The sequence below is a fragment of the Stenotrophomonas maltophilia genome, from assembly GCF_900186865.1.
GTDB classification, from domain to species: Bacteria; Pseudomonadota; Gammaproteobacteria; order Xanthomonadales; family Xanthomonadaceae; genus Stenotrophomonas; species Stenotrophomonas maltophilia.
This window is the reverse complement of the sequence record NZ_LT906480.1, coordinates 1,467,001-1,485,082: the sequence shown is the minus strand read 5'-3', so window position 1 is coordinate 1,485,082 and position 18,082 is coordinate 1,467,001. Positions and strand designations below refer to the sequence as shown.

The window sequence follows — 18,082 nt, the reverse complement described above, 5'->3', positions numbered from 1 at the left end:
TTGATCTTCCGCTGAAAGTGATGACTGCACTTCTCGCAAACAAAAAGGTAAGGCGCCCCTGGAACGAAGCCGGGCATCACTTTCCTTCCTTGCGCTTGAAAATGACCTTTCCGCCAGCCTCGTATTCCACATCGTAGCCTTTGTAGATTGCGAGGATCAAAGAGAGACCAAGGCTTGCGGCGGTGATGATGCCGATGATCTCGACTCCAGTGACTGTCGCGACCGCCCCCAGGCTGAGCGTGCTGAGCCCAGCCGTTACTGGAGCGAGCCCAACTGCAGCAACGATTGCTGCAACACCGACGGCACCAAGCTTGGCGAACTTGCGCGTCTTCTTCAGGTCGTCTGCCAACTTGCCCACAACCACAATCTGCTGCGCCTTTGCATTCTTGGCCGCTTCCAGCTCATCCCGCGTCCTTACTGTCACGCTTGCCATAACGCCCCCTGTTGTTAGCAATACCAGTGATGGATACCCTGGGCAGGATAGCCGAAGGGAACACCGTGTTCCTAGCAGCAATGATGGTGCCCAACTGTCTCTCCAGCTGAGACACGAACTCAACGCATCCGCTGCCACGGGTCGTCCTTGGGAGCCTCCACCGTAACCTCGGCAACGTCGTCTTCAGCGCGCCATGCCTTCCCTTCGAGCACCATGGTGGGACCCCTGGAACGTGCGATGGCGGCCTCTTTGGCGGTCGGCGGGTTCCATGACCGATGCTCCTCTAGGTAGCGCTCCGTGGACGGCCTCAACGGCAGGCCACCGCTCGGCAATGGCAACGTCCGATCATGGCGTTCGTCTTGCTGACGGGCATAGGCGACTTGCTCGGGCTCCCCAAGCGCCTCTCGGTGGGCATCCAGCAAGCGATCGACAGCGTCCACGTCCCCGCGGGCGTGGAGCGATTCGGTGTGAAGCGCCCGAAGCAACGGGTCGCGCTCTTGGTGAACCTCTTCGCCCGTGCCTTCGCCTTGGAACAGCCCGTCGTCGCGAGGGCGGGCGTCGACGGGGTCTGGGCGCACCCGGCCATGGCTGGTCCTCATGCTCGCCTCCGGGCCAGCCCGCTACCGTGAAGCAGCCCACATGCCATCGAATAGACGACAAGAGCCAGCGAGGATGACAAGTATGGGTTGGAAGGATCCAACCAGACCCCGGTCACCAGGTGCTGGAGTTGGTAGGCCAGCAATGCCAAGCACGCGTAGAACAGGGCCAACCGCCACAGCAACGCAGCCACGGATGGGGCGTCCTCTTGGCCGGCTTGGAACGCCTCCCAGCCGCTGCGTGCGCTGCGTGCCTTGGAGGCGCACAGCCATGCGATTCCGAAGGTGATCGCAAACATGACGAGCTTAAACAGCACGACCACCAGAAAAACGGTCATGGGATCCTCCTCTGGGTTCGGAGCAGGCCATGGGCCTGCAGGTAAGCGTGGACTGCCTGTCGGGTCACGCCGAGGCGCTTGGCAATTGCAGGGCCGTTGCTCCCCTGCTCCAGGAGGCGCACCACCAGGGCGTGTTGGTCAGCCAGTGGGCGCCGGGGCTTTTGACGCAACCCCAGGTGAGCGAGGTCGGCGCTCACCACGGGCGACGGAACGCCCAGGGTTTGGGCGATGGCCGCCCGGCGGTGTCCCTCTCGAAACATCCGGGCGACCTCGGAGCGGCGGTGGGTAAGGTCTCGGCTCAACCCTGGCTTCTCAGTGCTGCCCGGCTCCACCCTTTTTGGAAGAGCAGAGCGTCCACAAGGACAACTGCGAGTAGAACAACCACTTTGGGAGCTGAGATTTCCGTTTGCGCCCCTGAGAACAAGACCAACCAGATTCCGAGCAAGAACAACACGCTGAGCAGCCCAGCCAAAGCATTGAGAACGACGACCGTGGAGATTCCCTTGCGTCGTCGGCGCAGTCCGTCCCACACCAGTCGGAAACGGTGCCCGGCCCAGATCGGCGCAAACGCGGTTACGTAGGCAAACGCGCCAAGGAACAGAACAGCAAGGATGGGGTTCGCGATGTCCATCAGCGCATGTCCCCTAAACTCACGCCACAAGCGCCCACCCCGCACGCACTTGCGTTCTCGGCACCATCCCACACTTCAACCCGCGCCATCGGCACCACCCGGGTCTTCTTACCCTTCCCCACCAGGAACACCCGATCACCTTCGCGCACGTCCACATCGGCGTCTTGGACCACCGCGAGGATGCGCTGGCGGCGATCGGACAGATCGCGCACATAGATCTCCACCGCACGCCGGCCGCTGAGGCCCTTTTGAACCGCGGTTCCGGCAGCCGCACCGATGACGCCACCGGTCACCCGGGCTGCATTGCGGTATTCCCGGTTCTTGACCTGGTTAGCAGCCCCATAACCAACGGCCGACCCGATGGCGGAGCCGGCGTTCAGACGCTGGTCGGACGTCAGTTGAACCGTGCGAACCATCAGGACCTCGCCCAGTCGGGCGTCCTGGACGGATAGGGCCTCGGACGAACCGTAACGGCGAGCGGAGGTGGAATCGGCGGCAAAGGCGGCCGGAGCAGACAACGCCAATGCAAGGGCCAGAACGATGGGTTTCAAGGTGCACCTCCATTTCGTGAGTAGGTTCACCTATGCATAGATCGATTCTGGGAATGCGCAAGGGGGGGGGGGCTTCGGAGCGCGGTTACACAGACTGCAGTCCGCGTCATTAAATTGACGGAAAAGCGACAAAATGAAGCATATGGACAGAGATTGATGCTCAGGCGATGATTCTGCCCACAACTCAAAACCAACAGGGAAATGTATGGCAAGGAAGAAGAGTTCATCGGCCGCAGGTGCCGCGATTTCGACCGGCGGCGGAGCCGTCGCTGGCGCAACTTCTGCGATCCTCGGCGTAACCAGTGGTGCAGCGGCCGGGACCGCCGGTGCAGCCGCCGTGACCTCCGGCTTGGCAACCGTCGGGAGCGTTGTGGGCGGTGGCATGCTTGCTGGACTGGGGGTGGTCGCGGCTGCACCAATTGCGGGTGGTGCGGCGATGTTCGGCGTCTACAAGCTCTACCAGCGCATGGCATCCAAGAAGTAACCGCTCTGCCTGGCCCACTGCCACAAGCGGTTTCCCTCTACGTCGCGCAGGCTTCGTCAATGTCTGCAAGTGGCCATCCAAGCTAGCAACCTTGGTGGCCGCTCTTACCAACTTGTGGCTCAAGCCCTTGGACCAAAAGGCCACGTTGACCTCAATGCCCCGCTGGCGCAGCCAGAGTGCGGCGTGACGCTCAAACCCGAGCGCACTGAGGCCGTTCATGCAGGGCTAGCAGCCGGCGGAGTGCGGTGCAGTCCGCGCCTACACGTTGGGATGCACGATGGGTTCGCGCATGCTCGATAGCACACGGATCGGAATTTCTGTTACTGCACGTAGATCAGACTGGCCATTTCTTCCCCTTTCTCTCTCGCCCCTCCGCGTCTGGCAAGGAATCTGAAACCGGCAAGCTCTCCTGTCGTGCAATGTTCCTGATCGACATTCAACCTGTGATGATGTGGGAACGCTCTCCCTCAACCTGCCAAACCGTCTACGGAACTGGCAAAATTGCAGGATCACTCACAGGGGGAAATTGGATGTCCGACACAACCTACAGCCACCGCATCCTCAAGACTTATGGCCTGCTGGTGGACTTCGAAGGTAAACCACGCCTCAAGAACGTTCCGTCGCCTCTAACCGGTCAAAAGAAGGCAAAGGAGACGATGGAAAAGTGGACGCAGCGAGTGCTGGGGGATGAGGTCAGCAAGGTCCGCGTCTACCGACCGGCACGCGTTAAAAGTGACACACTCATTGCCAGCCTTACAGACACGCACGACGCCAAGCTGGTGCGTGACATTGTTCGCGGCGCCGTTCGCAAGAAGAGCAAATCAGCGAAAGCAAAGATTGAAGAGATCAAGGTGGAGCACGCCGCCGAGCTTAGAAAGCGCGGAGCCACCGCGAGAGAACTTCGGAAGGCACACGAAGAAGACCTGTCGGGAAAGCTCGATGATATCTTGGCTGCGACGGCCTATCTGCCGTTAGACGACCTTCAGGACTTGGTGGTGGAACTGGGAGAGGACTTGAGCCCATCGGTCCGCAACTGGGCACTTGCCCTGGCTCCGGCCAAGGATGCTGACGAGGTTTCCGTCATCGACGTTCTCAAGCAGATGCTCCTGCGCATGGACGTGCTGTCGAAGAATAAATAACCAGAATTTGTCAGCCACTGTCGCGCACCCTGCTGCCTCCCGACAGGCGGGTGCGCGTTCAGTCGCTTGTTCACGAATCAAACTGCCAAGTTCAGGCGCGCCCCTCTTGCCTTGAAGCGCGATCGAGACCGGTCGTTGGCAGCATGTTTTTCGATCTCATGCAGATTGGCCGCCACGGACTGCCGCTGCTGCTCAACCTTCTGGAGCGGCTCTCGAACCAACTCGGGCACCTTCAGGAACTCCACCACCCGCTCGGCCGCCGCCGCGGCTCGGAAGAGCTCCCGGGGATCGTCCCGGAGGATTTGGATCCACGACTTCACGTAAGCCGCGTGCTGGGTGGGATCGTGGCCAATGCCCAGGCGTTCGCCCATCAGCATGGATGACACCTCCGCGACCAGTTCTTCCTTGGCGTAGTCGATGCTCCCAAAAGCCCCTTTCTGATCGCGGTTGAGGCGGGTGGGAAAGCCGGTCCAGTGGCCCAGTTCGTGCAACGCGGTGGCGTAGTAGCCGCTGGCCGAGTGAAAGGTGTTGCGCTGGGGCAAGTGGATGCTGTCGGTCATCGGACGGTAGAACGCTTGGTTGCCCCCGTCGTGGTGGATCTCGGCTCCGCTGTCTCTCAGCACCGCTTCGCAGGCCTGGTGAATGTCGGGCTCTGGGCGCGCGGCTGGCAGGACCAGTGCCGGCAACCCATCGATCTGCATCGCGTTGAACACGCGTGGGAAGAAGACCTTGGGGTGGGCCTTGGCGATGAGGTCGGGGTCCCCGCTCTTCTTGGCCTCCTCCACCCGCGACCAATCCCAATACTCAATCACGCTGGCCTTCTCGCCCTTGCGCACCTGAGCGCCCACGGCCGCGGCTTGCTTGTAAGTCATCCACCGGTTGTCCTGGGTGTCCCAGGCGCTCTGAAGGGCCCACAGGTGGAGCAGGTTTCCGCCCCGGTAGCTCTTGCCAGTCGTGGGGTTCATGGGCAACCCGAGGTCCACGCGGGCGTCCCAGGGTTTGAGAAAGGGACCGGTGCCCTCCTCCATCTGGCGGATCAAGCGCTCGACGACGTCGCGGGAATGGCGCTGAAGGAAGCTTTCGTTGGGGGTGGCATCGGACACGGGCAGGCTCTCCTGGAAGGCAAGGAAAGGCGCCTGTCGGCAACGCCAAGGGGGTTAGGCTGGAAACTTCAATCGTGAATGGTGACGGCGCGTCCCTGCTCCAACAGGTTCTCCAGCAAAGCCAAGGCCCGTTCGATGGTCAAAGCGGTGCCGGGGCCCCCGTCGCCCTCCTGGAGCTGCACGCGGATGCCCTCGGGGGTTCGTTGCACGGTGAAACGGGGGGACGCCGCCAGGGAGTCCTGGCGGTCCATGCTGTCGTCTACAAAGGCATCGGAAGGGGTCATGGTTTCAGCATGCGACAGGATACGGATTTGGCAAGTCCGGGCTGGACCGTTAGCGTCACCGACCAATCCATTGGCTAGAGCTGATACGGAAGATGGGAACACGGATTTGGCCCCGCCTTTACGACCGCCGTTGGCGCGCATCCCCATCTCCCACCTTTCCGCCACCTTGGGTTTCGATGCTTTCTCGGCCCGCCAACGGCTCACCGAACAGCGCACGAATCTCCAGTTCATTGATACGTTCCTGCAGCTGGAGTTGGATTGCCTTGGCTCTGGTGCGCCCTGCCTCCTCCCTCAACGCATCGGCATGGAGAGCTCCCATCTCAGCCGCCTGCTGCTGAGCGCTCAAGCGGTCGAATCGACGCTCCATCTCTTCCTGCCGAGCCCCTTGCTGTTCGAGGGTGGGCGTCACATCGGTTTCCCAAGGCTCCAAAGACTGAGAGCGCTCCTGCGCCACGCGCAGTGCTGTCACGGTCGCCGATGATCTCAACGGCAGATCGCCACAGGCCTCGCCGACGGTGGCTGCTCCGTTGATTCGCAGGCGCACGCATTCTTCCTGTTTGCCATTGATGCGACGGTTCGAGCGGGCGCCGTCGTCCAGGCCCATCTCTTTCAAGCCTCGCCAGAACTGGCGACCGGTGAGGAGATCGATGTCCGCCAGCCCTTGTCGGTAGCCCCAGTTTTTGTAGTTCTCGTAGACCTGCCGCATGGAAAGCGTGCACTCATCCGTCTCAATGCGCACCACGCGCTCGGCTTGAGCCCAAGCCATGACCTGGTCGCTGCCATGGCGGGCGGCCAGCTTCGCTGCGCGCACGGCTTCGGGCATGTCGGCGTCGGTGTCGGACAACGCCCTACCACGGGCCACGATGCGTCGGGCGCCTTCGAGCATCCAGTCCAGCACAAGCTGGCCTTCCTCTGCCAGGATGTTCTTGACCAGATCAGGGTCGTGCTGGTTGACCGGTACCGCCTTCTTCCAGTGCACGACGGTGAGGCGGCGCCACACCCCGTTGCTCTTGTCGCGGATGAAGGGGGCCGAATTGGACGTGATGATCCACTTGGCCGTGGAATGGTAGCTCGCCAGCTGCTTCTGGTTCTTCCGGTCGATGCCAATGCCATTGCCAGAGACCATCGTCTTGAACCGACCTTCGGCCCACTTCTCGCACTCCACTTCGTCCACCAGGATCAGGCTGGCGCCAATCATGGGTTCCAGGCTGAAGCGGTCGCCCAAAGTTTCAAGGTTGCAGCGGGCCACCTGACGGTGCATCGCTTCCACGATTTCCGCCAGGGTGGATTTGCCAGAACCTGCGACGCCGTGCCACCAGGCGGCCTGGCTGTAGACACCCGGCAACAGGGTCATGCCGCACTGCTCCTGGAGCAGGTCGATGACGCGCGGGTCGTCGTGGGCTTGGCGGAGGAACTTGGCGAATCGCGAGTCAGCCGGCAAAGGCTGGGGCTTGTATGCATGGCCCTGCCTGCCACCACAGGCCACCCTGACCGCGTGGGTCATGCCCAAGGCGGGATCAGGAGCGAGCACATGGAAACCGCCGGGAAGGATTTCCACGTAGCCGTCTGCCACCGGCACGATGGCCCGCTTGGCTTGGGCTGGCATGGGGTTTTTCTGGCGCAACCGAAGGGAAGCCATGTCCCAGCAGTCCTTGGCGAGCTTGGGGCTGCCCGCGAAATCGGCGTTGCGGTCGATCCAATCGGATGCCACACCCACACCTTCCGCGTCGCTGATCGCTTGCCAGTAGGTACCGTTCCAATGGTGTACGATCTCGCCGGTGCCGCTGGTGGCTTGGCACGCCCACAAGCGATCGACGCATTCGGTGGTGCGGCGGGCAAACAGGATGGGGAGCGACGGTGGCTTGCGCTGGCCCTCTCGATCAACCGAGTGGCGGTAGAGCTGCTTGTGCTCCTCTGCCTCCAGGTTGACCTTGCGGGCGGAGGCTTCCGCACCCAGGAAACGCGACGCTTCGAATGGCACGATGTTGCTTGGCTCTTCCGTCGTCGGGTTGACAGCCTTCCCTTTTGGGGACACATTGGTTGTAGACATTGTTGTTGGCTCCTCTCAAACCCTCGCCCTGGCCGGTGGGGGTTTGTCGTTGTGGGGGGACAGGCTTGCTCAGGCAGCGCGCGGGAGAGCGGTTTCCAAGGCGCGGCGAATGAACTCGCTCTCTGTCATCTCGTTTTCGGCCGCGGCGAGACGAAGGCGTTCGGCCAAGGGGCGTTTGATCCGAACGTGCTTTTTCACGCTGGCGCGGATGCTGTAAGTCGGCGGCGACGAGGGATGGGTGGCGGCGTTCACGGTGGCAACTCCGAAGGTGAAAGGTTTGGTGTGTCCCACATGGGGGACACTTCCACTCAACCACTCCAGGAGCTTTCCGCAACCCACGGTTTTTGACTAAACACGAAAACTGCGGAATCTCTCGCACTTTTTCCGGAAGCCCTGTTCTGCTGGCTTTCCCTTCCCTGCTGGTCTTCCATTAGCCAGCAGAAAGAGAAGACCAGCAGGAAGACCAGCAGCTACAAACCCTTGATTCCAAAAGCTTTGCATTCATAGAAAACCGTTCCGCTGGTCTGCTGGGTCAAAAAAGAATCGGTTTTGAAATTTGAGATACCAACACTTTCCATGCGATTTGGACGCATTTGCACAGGGGAGTTGAATCGAAAGCCAGCAAGCCAGCAGCGCACTTTTAGTCGCAGAAATCCCTTGGGATTCAACGACCTTGCACTACTGGTCTTCCTGCTGGCCTTCGATCGCTGCTGGCTAGTGGAAGACCAGCAGCCGGAAGTTCCTACTCATTTTCGGCCAAACACTCCAGTTGCTCGCGCTTGCGATCGGTCAAGAACGGATGCTGAAACTCCCTCCCGCTTTCCACCTCCGTCACCACCACGTGTTCTTCAATCGTAAGGGCGCCATGGTGCCAATCGATGGCATCCAACTCCGCCAAGGACAGTCGCGCGAATGCCTCCATTGCCTCGGACTGGGTCTGGGCAAAGACCTCAATCACCTTGCTCACCAAGTAGTCACCCCGGACGACGAATTCGTAAGTTCCCATCGGCTCCTCCTAATAGTTGAGGTGGTGGCGCATGGTTGGACAAGGCCAGTTGAGATCTTCGCGTTCGGAACCATCGGGGCTGATGACCTCCACAAAGCCGTAGATCTCCTCCAACTCGGTACGCCAGCCACCGGCATGAATGTCAGCCACTCCCATCGAGTTCAGAATCTCCAAGGCTGCCGCCTCTGAGTCCGCGTCGATTCGGATTTCCAATTCGGCCGTCGCGCGGCCCAAGACAACAACGTTCCAGCGATCAGCCATTGGAGCTCTCCTGGTTCGCCGTGGCCACCTGCCCTACCCGCTGGATGGCAAAGAACTTCCCGTGCAACGCACCGCTCGCCTGCGCTTGCTGAAGGTGATCGGCGGCGCGCTTGCCGTAAGTCACCACCAACGATCCCGACGGCGCTGCCGTGCCGGTGGTTCCGTCGGGACGCACAAACCTCAGCCTCCCACGGGTGAACAGAATCGCCGTCGCGTTGGGGTGGGAAAGCACGCAGTCGTGCATCCATCCCGTCTCCATGCTGACCGGCACCAGGGCGATACCGCCGCCGGGGTGGTTGGCCAGCTTGCTCAACCACTTCTCCATCCCTTTTCCGTAAGGCGGGTTCATCCACACGAATGCCTGCATCGGCCACGGCGTTGCCAAGCCGTCCTGGCTCGGCGGGATCATTCGGCGGGCCGTGGGCGCCGGCAGCCGCGACGGGTCTTCGGGCGTGCAAGGATCGAGATCAAAGCCGCGCTTTCCTCCCAGCGCCTTGACGATGGCAGGCGGGGTATACCAATCGACGCTCGTGTGGGCCTTGTCGCTTGCCTTGTAGCAAACGGAGGTGAGCCGGGTAGGCTTAGACACTGCGAGGCGGTTGGGGCCGTTGGCAGTCTTGAACGGCACAACATTGGTTTTGGGTTGCATGAGAAATCTCCAGGCAAAGCTCCGCCAGCACGGCTGCGTTGCCGCGTTGAAAGATTGGGTTTAGAGGGTTGGGCTCGAATGGGCCCGAGAAGAGGGATGCCCCGTGGTCTGCTATTGCGACGTGCTCACGCGCGCCTCCTCGCGTCGATGCACATCACGCGTGCAGGGCTCAAACGCTTTTTTGAGCCATGGCCAGATTGCTGAAGCTTCTGCGGACGAGTGTTGGCGGTCGCGCTCATGCGACCCCCTCCCCATCCACCATCTCTTCCATGCGCAGCAGTTCGAGGTCGTCTTCATCAAGATCACCCACGAAATGCATGCCGGGTCCGAAGTCCCAAAACACCTTATTTTCCCAATCCGACTCAAGAACGAGATCCTTCGCACCAGCTTCGTCTTCGGACTCGACACTGATCTCGCCAATCATCAAGACTTCTGCAGCCTTGACCACCTCGAAAGTGAATTTCTTCATTGCTGTATTCGCATATCGTTCCCAATCGGAACGGACACGAGATTGCAGTTCTGACCCTGTAGGCCATCCACGCGAAAACGCCGTTTTATCGGGACAATTGTCCCGACAACGGCCACAGTGCATTGGTGCGCTTCGCTTGGATGTTTCCCGATAAAAAGCGGGAACAAGGATCAATCGGCGGCTTTCGCGGCGCGTTCGGCCGCGGAATGGAGCACGCCCATGGCCCAGTCGTGGAAGGGCTGACGTGCTTCGCTGCTCACCCACGGGGCATCCAAGGCTTCAAGCACCGTGAGCGCACGCGCGGGCAGTTGTGGGTGAAGGGAAGCAAACCCCACCAGGCGATCGGCGCGGTTGTAAGCCCAGGGAAGGTCCTTTTCCAGGCCTTCAAGGCCAAGTTTCTTCAGCGCGGCCACGACGTCGTCGAGGCGTTGCGCCAGGACGTCGGATTGAATGCGTTCGGCACCGGCGCAACGCACCACCGATGACCACCGGTATTGCGCCCCTTGACGATTGCTCTTGACCGGTTTGTGCTCCGGGACCAGCCCTTCGTTTCGTTGCCGGCGCTTCTTCAGCGCGTCTTTTGAAATGCCCAACACGTAGGCGGCCACCCCAGGGCCGACCCATTCCAGCTTGCCTGACCTTGCTTTGGAAAACTCGTCCTCTTCAGCCGCTGTCAACGCCAGGGGCTTGGGATCCTTCGATGGCCGGCCAGGACGCCCTCCCAGAATGTCTGGATCACGCGGGCTCATAGCCTTCCACTTCCTTTATCGAACGGCCGCACTGGCTTTGCCTCGTGGGTGGCACTGTCCCACCGTTCTTCCAGATCACTGGCAAGCTGCCGCGACCGTGCCGCATTGATCAGGTGCTGTGTGCTGGTGAGCACGGCCACGAAGGCGTTCTGGTAAACCTCACGTGCCTCCGTGCTTGTCCAAGGCTGGGCCAACGCTTCTTCCAAGGTTCCTTCCCACTGGTCCTCATCGGCGGCGTTGAACGTGGTGTCGTCCACCGCCCATGCGTGGCCTGCGATGCGCCCACCCAGGGTGACCCAAGGCTGGATCTCCAGCACGTCGGCCAGCGAGGCGTAAGCCACCACGCCCAACCGCCGCGCCCGGGCCCGGGCCTTGGCCAACCGGTCCTCAGCCTCTTTCAGCGCGATCAAGGCTTCGATGCGTTCGGCTTTGCGGACCACGTCGTCCGCGTCGGTGCGTTTGCCGCGCGTGATGGGTTCACCGCTGCGGCTGGCCAAGAACGCGTCCAGCGCGTCCAAGCTGAAACCCAGGTGCTGGTTTCGAGCCATCGTGCCGGCCTTTGCCGGGTTCTGCATGGGCTGGGGCCCTTGGCCTTCGCGCACCCACTCCCTCAAGGTTGTGTGGTGCACGCCGACGTAGTGCGCAGCCGCTTTGGTGCTGATCTTGGCTCGCAACCCTTGTTTGGCCTCGGCAATCTCCTGGCGCCATTTATTGGCGTCGGTGACCGGCGAGGCGAGATCGGGATCACGTTGTAAGGGGAAAGAGCCATCCATGGCCCCATTCTATCGGTGGCTATTGTTGCGGAGTAGCCGTGTCGTTGCGCGGAGGGAGCAGCGGCCAGTCCACCGGTTTGAGCATGTTGTAGAACGCGGGCGAACTCGACGCCATCAACTGCTCCACCCGCTGCAGTGCATCCTGGAGTTCAAACCATTCCGGTTCCTGGTAGCGCACCGAGGACTTGGAACCCTCGTCCTCGCCGTCCTTCTTTTGCGGAAGGTGATTGAACAGCCGGCTGGTGATGCGGTTGGAGATCCCAACGCGCGTTGCATAGCGCCCCAAGGTCCGCCGCAGGTCGTGCGGGGTGGGCCCAAATTCCACCGACAGCTTTTCCCCCAAGCCTTTCATGATGGCCTTGCTGTCTTTGTAGTGCCCTTCTGCCGCCCGCGAGCTGCGCGCCGGATACACCCACCGCCCCCGGGGTTCGTCCACCGGCAGGCGTTGATCAAACCGACGCTTGATGAGCTGGAGCGAGAACGGGCCCAACGGCATGCTGTGGTCGCGCTTGTTCTTCGTTTTTGCAAAATAAACCTGCGGGCCAGGCTTCTTGGTGAGCGGGTTCACCGACACGCGCCCCTCTCGCCGGGCCTTGGGGTCCATCTCATCCAGCCACACCCAGGACTGGGTTTCCCGCTCGACCGGGGTGAGCCGGTCGAACCACGCCAGCTTTGCCGTCTCGTTGCGCCGCGCGCCCAGGAACAAGGTGGTGAGCAGGTAGTAAACCCCGCTTTCGTTCTGCCCCCGCTGGGCTTCTCGCCGGCTCCACAGGTAGTCGATGGCCCGACCCAGCGTGTTGTCTTCGCTCCCCAGCGGGTTTCGGACGCGGGCCTTCTCGTAGTAGACGTGAAGGCCCGCGGCGTCGCGCATCCGCCCCTCCTCCCACAGCACGCCAAAGTCGTTTCCGAACAGCACCGCCTTGCGCTCGGCCTTCTTGGCAGCGCGGGCCTCTTTGTCCACCGCGTAGTTAATCGCCCGAAACGCGGTGGAGAAGGTCTGTTCGGCCGCCGACACCCCCGCCGCCCGGATGCGGGTGCGCATGGCCTCACTGTCAACGCCCACCTTGGCCAGCTCTTCGTCGGTGAGCTCCACCCGCCCCGTCCGCGCCATGACGTCCTTGATGGCCTGGGACAACCGGTTGGAATGCAAGGCGGCCGACAGGCGGGTGGCCTCGAAGGCTTTACTGACCTTGTCTTCGTCCAGTTCCATGATCGGGGTGTGGCCGATGCCCACCTCCGGCCGCTCCAAGCGGGCCATGGAATTGGTCAACGTCTTGAGGGTGCCCGCGGTCGCCGGACGGGTCCGACGGGCCAGCATGTCGTGGTAGAGCTGGATCGCTTGGTTAACGGTCAGCGCCTTGGTGGCTTGGATCGACAGTTCCTTCTCCGCCAGTGCCTTGGGGTGCTGCCCCTCCTTCTTGGCCCCGGCCACCTTCACCCCGGCCAGGTCGTGGGCGTCCTTGAGGGCCAGTTCGCTGGTGTCCCCCACGCTGATTCGCATGACCTTGCCACCGATCTTGCGCTGAACTTCATAAGTGGATTTGAGCTTGCCCACGAACACCCCAAACCCAATGGGCGCGCCTGGGGATCCATCGAGGAACCGCCATTGCTTGCCGTCGGGGTTGGGTTCGAGCACCGCATACCCCTTGGCGTTGGTGACGACCGCACCGCTCTTGTCTAGCTTCGGGCGCAGGGTGCTGCGAAGCTGTCTCAGCTGTTCAGGGGTGAGCTTCAGTCGGAATGCCATGGCGACCACTGTCCTTTGGATGAATGTCGCGGCACGCTGCCCGGTGCCGGGTAGCCAAATTCTGGCATGAATCGGCCCCTGCAGGGATTTGGCTACCCTTGGCTACTACAATGGTCTCCAAACCCTTCCACTAGCACCTACTCACCACCACTTCCGCTTTGTGAAAATACGCTCTAAATGACTGATAAAAAAGAACAATCCAAAAAATCAACGGTCTCGTCAGAGCATACGCCACTCATGAAGCAGTTCTTCGCAGCCAAGTCCGACTACCCGGACCTGCTGCTGTTCTTCCGCATGGGCGACTTCTACGAGCTGTTCTACGACGACGCGCGCAAGGCCGCGCGGCTGCTCGACATCACCCTGACCCAGCGTGGCAGCTCCGGCGGCGCACCGATCCCGATGGCCGGCGTGCCGGTGCATGCCTACGAAGGCTACCTGGCACGGCTGGTGGCGCTGGGCGAGTCGGTGGCGATCTGCGAGCAGATCGGCGACCCGGCGCTCGCCAAGGGCCTGGTCGAACGCAAGGTGGTGCGCATCGTCACCCCCGGCACGGTCACCGACGAAGCGCTGCTGGACGAGCGCCGCGACACCCTGCTGATGGCGTTGTCGCGCAGCAAGCAGGGCTACGGCCTGGCCTGGGCCGACCTGGCCGGTGGCCGCTTCCTGGTCAACGAAGTGGAGACCGACGACGCCCTGGAAGCCGAGCTGGCACGGCTGGAGCCGGCCGAGCTGCTGGTGCCCGACGAGGAGAACTGGCCGGAGTTCCTGCGCCAGCGCACCGGCGTGCGCCGCCGTGCGCCGTGGCTGTTCGACGCGGACAGCGGCCGCCGCCAGCTGCTGAACTTCTTCAAGCTGCACGATCTGAGCGGCTTCGGTATTGATGACAAGCCCCGTGCCACCGCCGCCGCCGGCGCCCTGCTCGGCTATGTCGAAGAAACCCAGAAGCAGCGCCTGCCGCACCTGACTTCGATCGCGATGGAAACCGCCGGCGAGGCGATCGCGATGAACGCCGCCACCCGCCGCCACCTGGAATTGGACACGCGTGTCGACGGTGATACCCGCAATACCCTACTGGGCGTGCTCGACAGCACGGTGACACCCATGGGTGGGCGCCTGCTGCGCCGCTGGCTGCACCGCCCGCTGCGCTTGCGCGAGGTGCTGGTGCAGCGCCACCACGCGGTGGAAACCCTGATCGATCGCGGTGCGGACGCCGACATCCGCGAGCAGTTCCGCCGCCTCGGCGATCTGGAACGCATCCTCACCCGCGTCGCGCTGCGCTCGGCGCGCCCGCGCGATTTCTCCACCCTGCGTGACGGCCTGGGCCTGCTGCCGGCGGTGCGCGAAGTGCTGGCCCCGCTGGACTCGCCGCGCCTGCAGGCCCTGCATGCGGCGCTGGGCGAACACGACGCGTGCGCGCAGCTGCTGGCCAGCGCCATCGCAGAGATGCCGCCGCTGAAGCTGAGCGACGGCGGCGTGCTGGCCGATGGCTTCGATGAAGAACTGGACGAGCTGCGCCGGCTGTCCACCCATGCCGACCAGTTCCTGGTCGACCTGGAACTGCGCGAGCGCGAGAGCAGCGGTATTCCCACCCTGAAGGTGGGCTACAACCGCGTTCACGGCTACTACATCGAAATCAGCAAGGGCCAGTCCGATCGTGCGCCGGTGCACTACACCCGCCGCCAGACGCTGACCAATGCCGAGCGCTACATCACCGAAGAACTGAAGGCATTCGAGGACAAGGTGCTGTCCGCGCGCGACCGTTCGCTGTCGCGCGAGAAGTACCTGTACGAGCAGCTTCTGGACACCCTTGGCGGGCAGTTGGAACCGCTGAAGCAGTGTGCCGCTGCGCTGAGCGAACTGGACGTGCTGGCCGCCTTCGCCGAACGCGCGCAGGCGCTGGACTGGGCGCGCCCGGAGCTGCAGGCCGAGCCGTGCCTGAAGATCGAACGCGGCCGCCATCCAGTGGTCGAAGCGGTACGCGAACAGCCGTTCGAACCCAATGACCTGGACCTGCATCCGGACCGTCGCATGCTGGTCATCACCGGCCCGAACATGGGCGGTAAATCGACCTACATGCGGCAGAACGCGCTGATCGTGCTGCTGGCCCACATCGGCAGCTTCGTGCCGGCCAGCCGGGCGGTGATCGGCCCGATCGACCGCATCCTGACCCGCATCGGCGCCGGCGACGACCTCGCCCGCGGACAGTCGACCTTCATGGTCGAGATGGCCGAGACCAGCTACATCCTGCACCACGCCACCGCCCATTCGCTGGTGCTGATGGACGAGATCGGCCGTGGCACCTCCACCTACGATGGCCTGGCGCTGGCCGACGCGGTGGCCCGCCACCTGGCCTACCAGAACCGCTGCTACACGCTGTTCGCCACCCACTACTTCGAGCTGACCGCGCTGGCCGACGAACAGCACGAGGGCGGCCGCAGCGGCATCGCCAACGTGCACCTGGACGCGGTCGAGCACGGCGAAGCGCTGGTGTTCATGCACGCAGTGAAGGACGGCCCGGCCAACCGCAGCTTTGGCCTGCAGGTGGCCGCACTGGCCGGCCTGCCGCGCGCCACCGTGGCGCAGGCACGGCGTCGCCTGGCCGAGCTGGAACAGCGCGGCGCTGAAAGCCACGCCGCCGAGCTGGCGCCGCAGGCGCTGGATGCCCCGCAGCAGTTCGGGCTGTTCGCGGCACCGTCCAGCAAGGCGCAGGAAGCGCTGGCGGCGATCGATCCGGACGAACTGACGCCGAAGCAGGCGCTGGAAGCGCTGTACCGGCTGAAAACGCTGCTGTAAGTGCGCCTGGCCAGGGGGCACCATGCCCCCCTGGAAGCCACCGCGGAGAATCCTGCATACTCGGCCACGCAGACCGCCACAGGGGAGCTGGGGCGCCGTTCCGCACAGTCACTGAAACTGCGATCCCAGCGGCATGCAATGGGGCCGGGCAACATGCCGCGGCATCGAAGCGAGGGGATTCGATCACGAGGGAACGAACATGCGGCGTACGGTTCTAGCGTTGTTGCTGGTGTGTGGCGTGGCCGATGCACAGGAATTCGTAAGCAGCGAGCGTACCTACGACGAACGCCTGCGGGGTGCGCGGGTCGCGGCGCTCGGCGATGATCTGTTTGGTGATTCCCTAAACAGGAAGGATGGCACGCTGCAGTTCTCGCAGACCGATGTCGTGGTGCCGACCAGCAGTGGAATGCGGGTCGCATTCACCCGCACAACGCCGAAGCAGAAACAGGGACTGGATCGCGCTGCCGCCCCGCTGGGGGCGTCCTGGGAGATCGATGCCCCCTACATGATGGGCTCCTACGATCAACGCCGGGGCTGGAATGCGGCGGGCGGCGGCCGCTGCAGCGGCAGCAACCTGTCCCCGACCGAGTGGGTGGGCCCGTCACCGGACTTCAACACCCGGGTCATCCCGAAGCACACCTATTGGAGCGGCATCTTCATCAACCTCCCTGCGGTCGGTTATGAATCCCTTTTGCTGAAGGAAGCAGGGGCAAGCCTGCCCCAGGATGGGGCAACCTACATTGGCACCTCGGCCAGCCATTGGCGCGTCAGCTGCCTGCCAGCCATCAGGAATGGAACCGGCGAAGGTTTTGTGGTGCGGACCACCGATGGCACCCGTTACTTCTTCGATTGGATGGCGGTCCGCGACCAGCACGACGTGCTGGCCAACGAGTACTATCGTGATGGCAATGGCAATGGCACATCGCAGCCCTACCTGCTGGTTCCGGTCGTCGATGTCTTCCTCTACGCGACACGTGTCGAGGACCGCCACGGCAACTGGGTCAGTTACAGCTACGACGGTGCCAACCCGACCCGCCTGCTGGCGATCATTTCCAATGACGGAGCCCGGATCGATATCGACTATGACGCGCAGGGCAAGATCGGCGCCGTCCGGGCCGGGGATCGCACCTGGCGTTACAACTACGTCGACAGCTACTGGGGGCGCACGCTCAACGAAGTCGTACTTCCCGACCAGTCGCGCTGGACCTTCTCCACCGACCGCCATGTGGGCGCCATGCCGTGGACGATGGTGCCCCCCGTCCTGAATCCAGGCTTCTACATGAATTCCTGCGCGCAGAATGCAACGGGATTCCGCTCGGAAGATGCCGGCGACCCGGCCTTCAACGATGTGATCACCATGCGCCATCCCAGCGGCGCACAAGGGGTGTTCTCGCTTCGCCAGTTGATCCACGGATCGGACAACACGCCTGGCAGCTGCGGCATCATCGGCACTAGTTCCTCCAACTTCGGGTTTGGCTCATTCGGCATTCCCAATGCCTACATGGCCAAGTCGCTGGTATCCAAGACCCTGTCCGGGCCCGGCATCCAGCCCGCCTCCTGGACGTACACATACTCACCACACTGGTCATTCACCGGTGGCTGCACCTCCAACTGCGTTTCAACAACCTGGGAAAACCGACCCGACGGCGTGCAGGCCGAGTATGTCTTCGGCAACGACTACACCGCCAACATCGGCGACCTGCAGATCGAGCGCCTTCGCCGTGCCGGCCTGGTGGTACAGGAAACCCGGTATGTGAAGGCAGCCGCATCGGGGCCCTACCCCGCACGCTATGGAACGCAACTGGCGCCACGCGGGAATCCGCTGACCACCCAGATCCGGCCGATGCAGGACACCCAGCTGCGCCGGGACGGGATGCTTCATCGTCGTTATGTGGATGCATTCGACGGCCTAGCGCGCCCGGTGCGCATCGTCGAATCGAGCACTGCTGGCCCATGATCGGAGCGTGTCGGGATGCGAGCCGCCGGGCGACCGGAACAAGGCCCCGGCAATGAATTCCCGACAATC

General features: G+C 62.7%; 20 protein-coding genes. 4 read left to right on the top strand and 16 right to left on the bottom strand.

What is annotated here, in order from left to right; translation table 11 throughout:
- Positions 1–76: 76 nt before the first annotated feature.
- The 5 genes from CKW06_RS07160 to CKW06_RS07135 all read right to left on the bottom strand — a co-directional run bounded on the left by CKW06_RS07160 (position 77) and on the right by CKW06_RS07135 (position 2,549).
- On the bottom strand, positions 77–433 hold the full coding sequence (locus CKW06_RS07160) for a hypothetical protein (RefSeq protein ID WP_006375896.1): 357 nt from the start codon (positions 431–433) through the stop codon (positions 77–79).
- A gap of 119 nt (positions 434–552) precedes the next feature.
- The gene (locus CKW06_RS07155; protein ID WP_024956726.1) at positions 553–1,032 is read right to left on the bottom strand and encodes a hypothetical protein; all 480 of its coding nucleotides are present in this window, start codon (positions 1,030–1,032) and stop codon (positions 553–555) included.
- On the bottom strand, positions 1,029–1,367 hold the full coding sequence (locus CKW06_RS07150) for a hypothetical protein (RefSeq protein ID WP_024956727.1): 339 nt from the start codon (positions 1,365–1,367) through the stop codon (positions 1,029–1,031). The genes CKW06_RS07155 and CKW06_RS07150 overlap by 4 nt, the downstream gene beginning before the upstream one ends.
- 298 nt (positions 1,368–1,665) lie before the next feature.
- Positions 1,666–1,998: a hypothetical protein gene (locus CKW06_RS07140; protein WP_024956729.1), complete on the bottom strand. Its 333-nt coding sequence runs from the start codon at positions 1,996–1,998 to the stop codon at positions 1,666–1,668.
- Positions 1,998–2,549 carry an outer membrane lipoprotein gene (locus CKW06_RS07135; RefSeq protein WP_024956730.1) on the bottom strand — a complete coding sequence of 184 codons (552 nt, stop codon included), beginning with the start codon at positions 2,547–2,549 and terminating at the stop codon, positions 1,998–2,000. Before CKW06_RS07135 ends, CKW06_RS07140 begins: the two co-directional genes overlap by 1 nt.
- Positions 2,550–2,754: 205 nt before the next feature.
- On the opposite strand from CKW06_RS07135, the gene CKW06_RS07130 reads away from it, so the two are divergent.
- Positions 2,755–3,033 (top strand): hypothetical protein, encoded by a 279-nt coding sequence (locus CKW06_RS07130; RefSeq protein ID WP_006375898.1) that lies wholly within the window; start codon positions 2,755–2,757, stop codon positions 3,031–3,033.
- A gap of 419 nt (positions 3,034–3,452) precedes the next feature.
- Positions 3,453–4,172, top strand: a complete 720-nt coding sequence (locus CKW06_RS07125) for a hypothetical protein (RefSeq protein ID WP_024956731.1) — start codon at positions 3,453–3,455, stop codon at positions 4,170–4,172.
- A gap of 77 nt (positions 4,173–4,249) precedes the next feature.
- Here CKW06_RS07125 and CKW06_RS07120 read toward each other — a convergent pair whose 3' ends face one another.
- The 11 genes from CKW06_RS07120 to CKW06_RS07070 form a co-directional block, all read right to left on the bottom strand.
- Complete coding sequence (locus tag CKW06_RS07120) at positions 4,250–5,275, bottom strand: ArdC family protein (RefSeq protein WP_006375900.1); 1,026 nt, start codon at positions 5,273–5,275, stop codon at positions 4,250–4,252.
- Between the two features lie 68 nt (positions 5,276–5,343).
- A complete protein-coding gene (locus CKW06_RS07115; RefSeq protein WP_024956732.1) occupies positions 5,344–5,559 on the bottom strand; it encodes a hypothetical protein in 216 nt (71 codons plus the stop codon).
- Between the two features lie 118 nt (positions 5,560–5,677).
- A complete protein-coding gene (locus tag CKW06_RS07110) occupies positions 5,678–7,609 on the bottom strand; it encodes a DNA primase family protein (RefSeq protein ID WP_032963370.1) in 1,932 nt (643 codons plus the stop codon).
- 69 nt (positions 7,610–7,678) lie between these two features.
- Complete coding sequence (locus CKW06_RS07105; protein ID WP_141098938.1) at positions 7,679–7,861, bottom strand: ribbon-helix-helix protein, CopG family; 183 nt, start codon at positions 7,859–7,861, stop codon at positions 7,679–7,681.
- 490 nt (positions 7,862–8,351) lie between these two features.
- A complete protein-coding gene (locus CKW06_RS07100; protein ID WP_006375902.1) occupies positions 8,352–8,615 on the bottom strand; it encodes a hypothetical protein in 264 nt (87 codons plus the stop codon).
- 9 nt (positions 8,616–8,624) lie between these two features.
- Positions 8,625–8,876, bottom strand: a complete 252-nt coding sequence (locus CKW06_RS07095; protein ID WP_006375905.1) for a hypothetical protein — start codon at positions 8,874–8,876, stop codon at positions 8,625–8,627.
- Positions 8,869–9,525, bottom strand: a complete 657-nt coding sequence (locus tag CKW06_RS07090; RefSeq protein WP_024956735.1) for a DNA N-6-adenine-methyltransferase — start codon at positions 9,523–9,525, stop codon at positions 8,869–8,871. Before CKW06_RS07090 ends, CKW06_RS07095 begins: the two co-directional genes overlap by 8 nt.
- Positions 9,526–9,760: 235 nt before the next feature.
- Positions 9,761–9,994, bottom strand: coding sequence for a hypothetical protein (locus CKW06_RS07085; RefSeq protein WP_024956736.1), 234 nt, complete (start codon positions 9,992–9,994; stop codon positions 9,761–9,763).
- A gap of 170 nt (positions 9,995–10,164) precedes the next feature.
- Positions 10,165–10,743: a hypothetical protein gene (locus CKW06_RS07080; protein ID WP_024956737.1), complete on the bottom strand. Its 579-nt coding sequence runs from the start codon at positions 10,741–10,743 to the stop codon at positions 10,165–10,167.
- Positions 10,740–11,516, bottom strand: a complete 777-nt coding sequence (locus tag CKW06_RS07075; protein ID WP_024956738.1) for a helix-turn-helix transcriptional regulator — start codon at positions 11,514–11,516, stop codon at positions 10,740–10,742. Before CKW06_RS07075 ends, CKW06_RS07080 begins: the two co-directional genes overlap by 4 nt.
- A 19-nt stretch (positions 11,517–11,535) precedes the next feature.
- Positions 11,536–13,263 (bottom strand): tyrosine-type recombinase/integrase, encoded by a 1,728-nt coding sequence (locus CKW06_RS07070; RefSeq protein ID WP_024956739.1) that lies wholly within the window; start codon positions 13,261–13,263, stop codon positions 11,536–11,538.
- Between the two features lie 177 nt (positions 13,264–13,440).
- Between CKW06_RS07070 and mutS the strand changes: the two genes are divergently transcribed.
- Positions 13,441–16,056: a DNA mismatch repair protein MutS gene (mutS, locus tag CKW06_RS07065; protein ID WP_024956740.1), complete on the top strand. Its 2,616-nt coding sequence runs from the start codon at positions 13,441–13,443 to the stop codon at positions 16,054–16,056.
- A 199-nt stretch (positions 16,057–16,255) separates the two neighbouring features.
- Complete coding sequence (locus CKW06_RS07060; RefSeq protein WP_024956741.1) at positions 16,256–18,013, top strand: hypothetical protein; 1,758 nt, start codon at positions 16,256–16,258, stop codon at positions 18,011–18,013.
- Positions 18,014–18,082 lie beyond the last annotated feature (69 nt).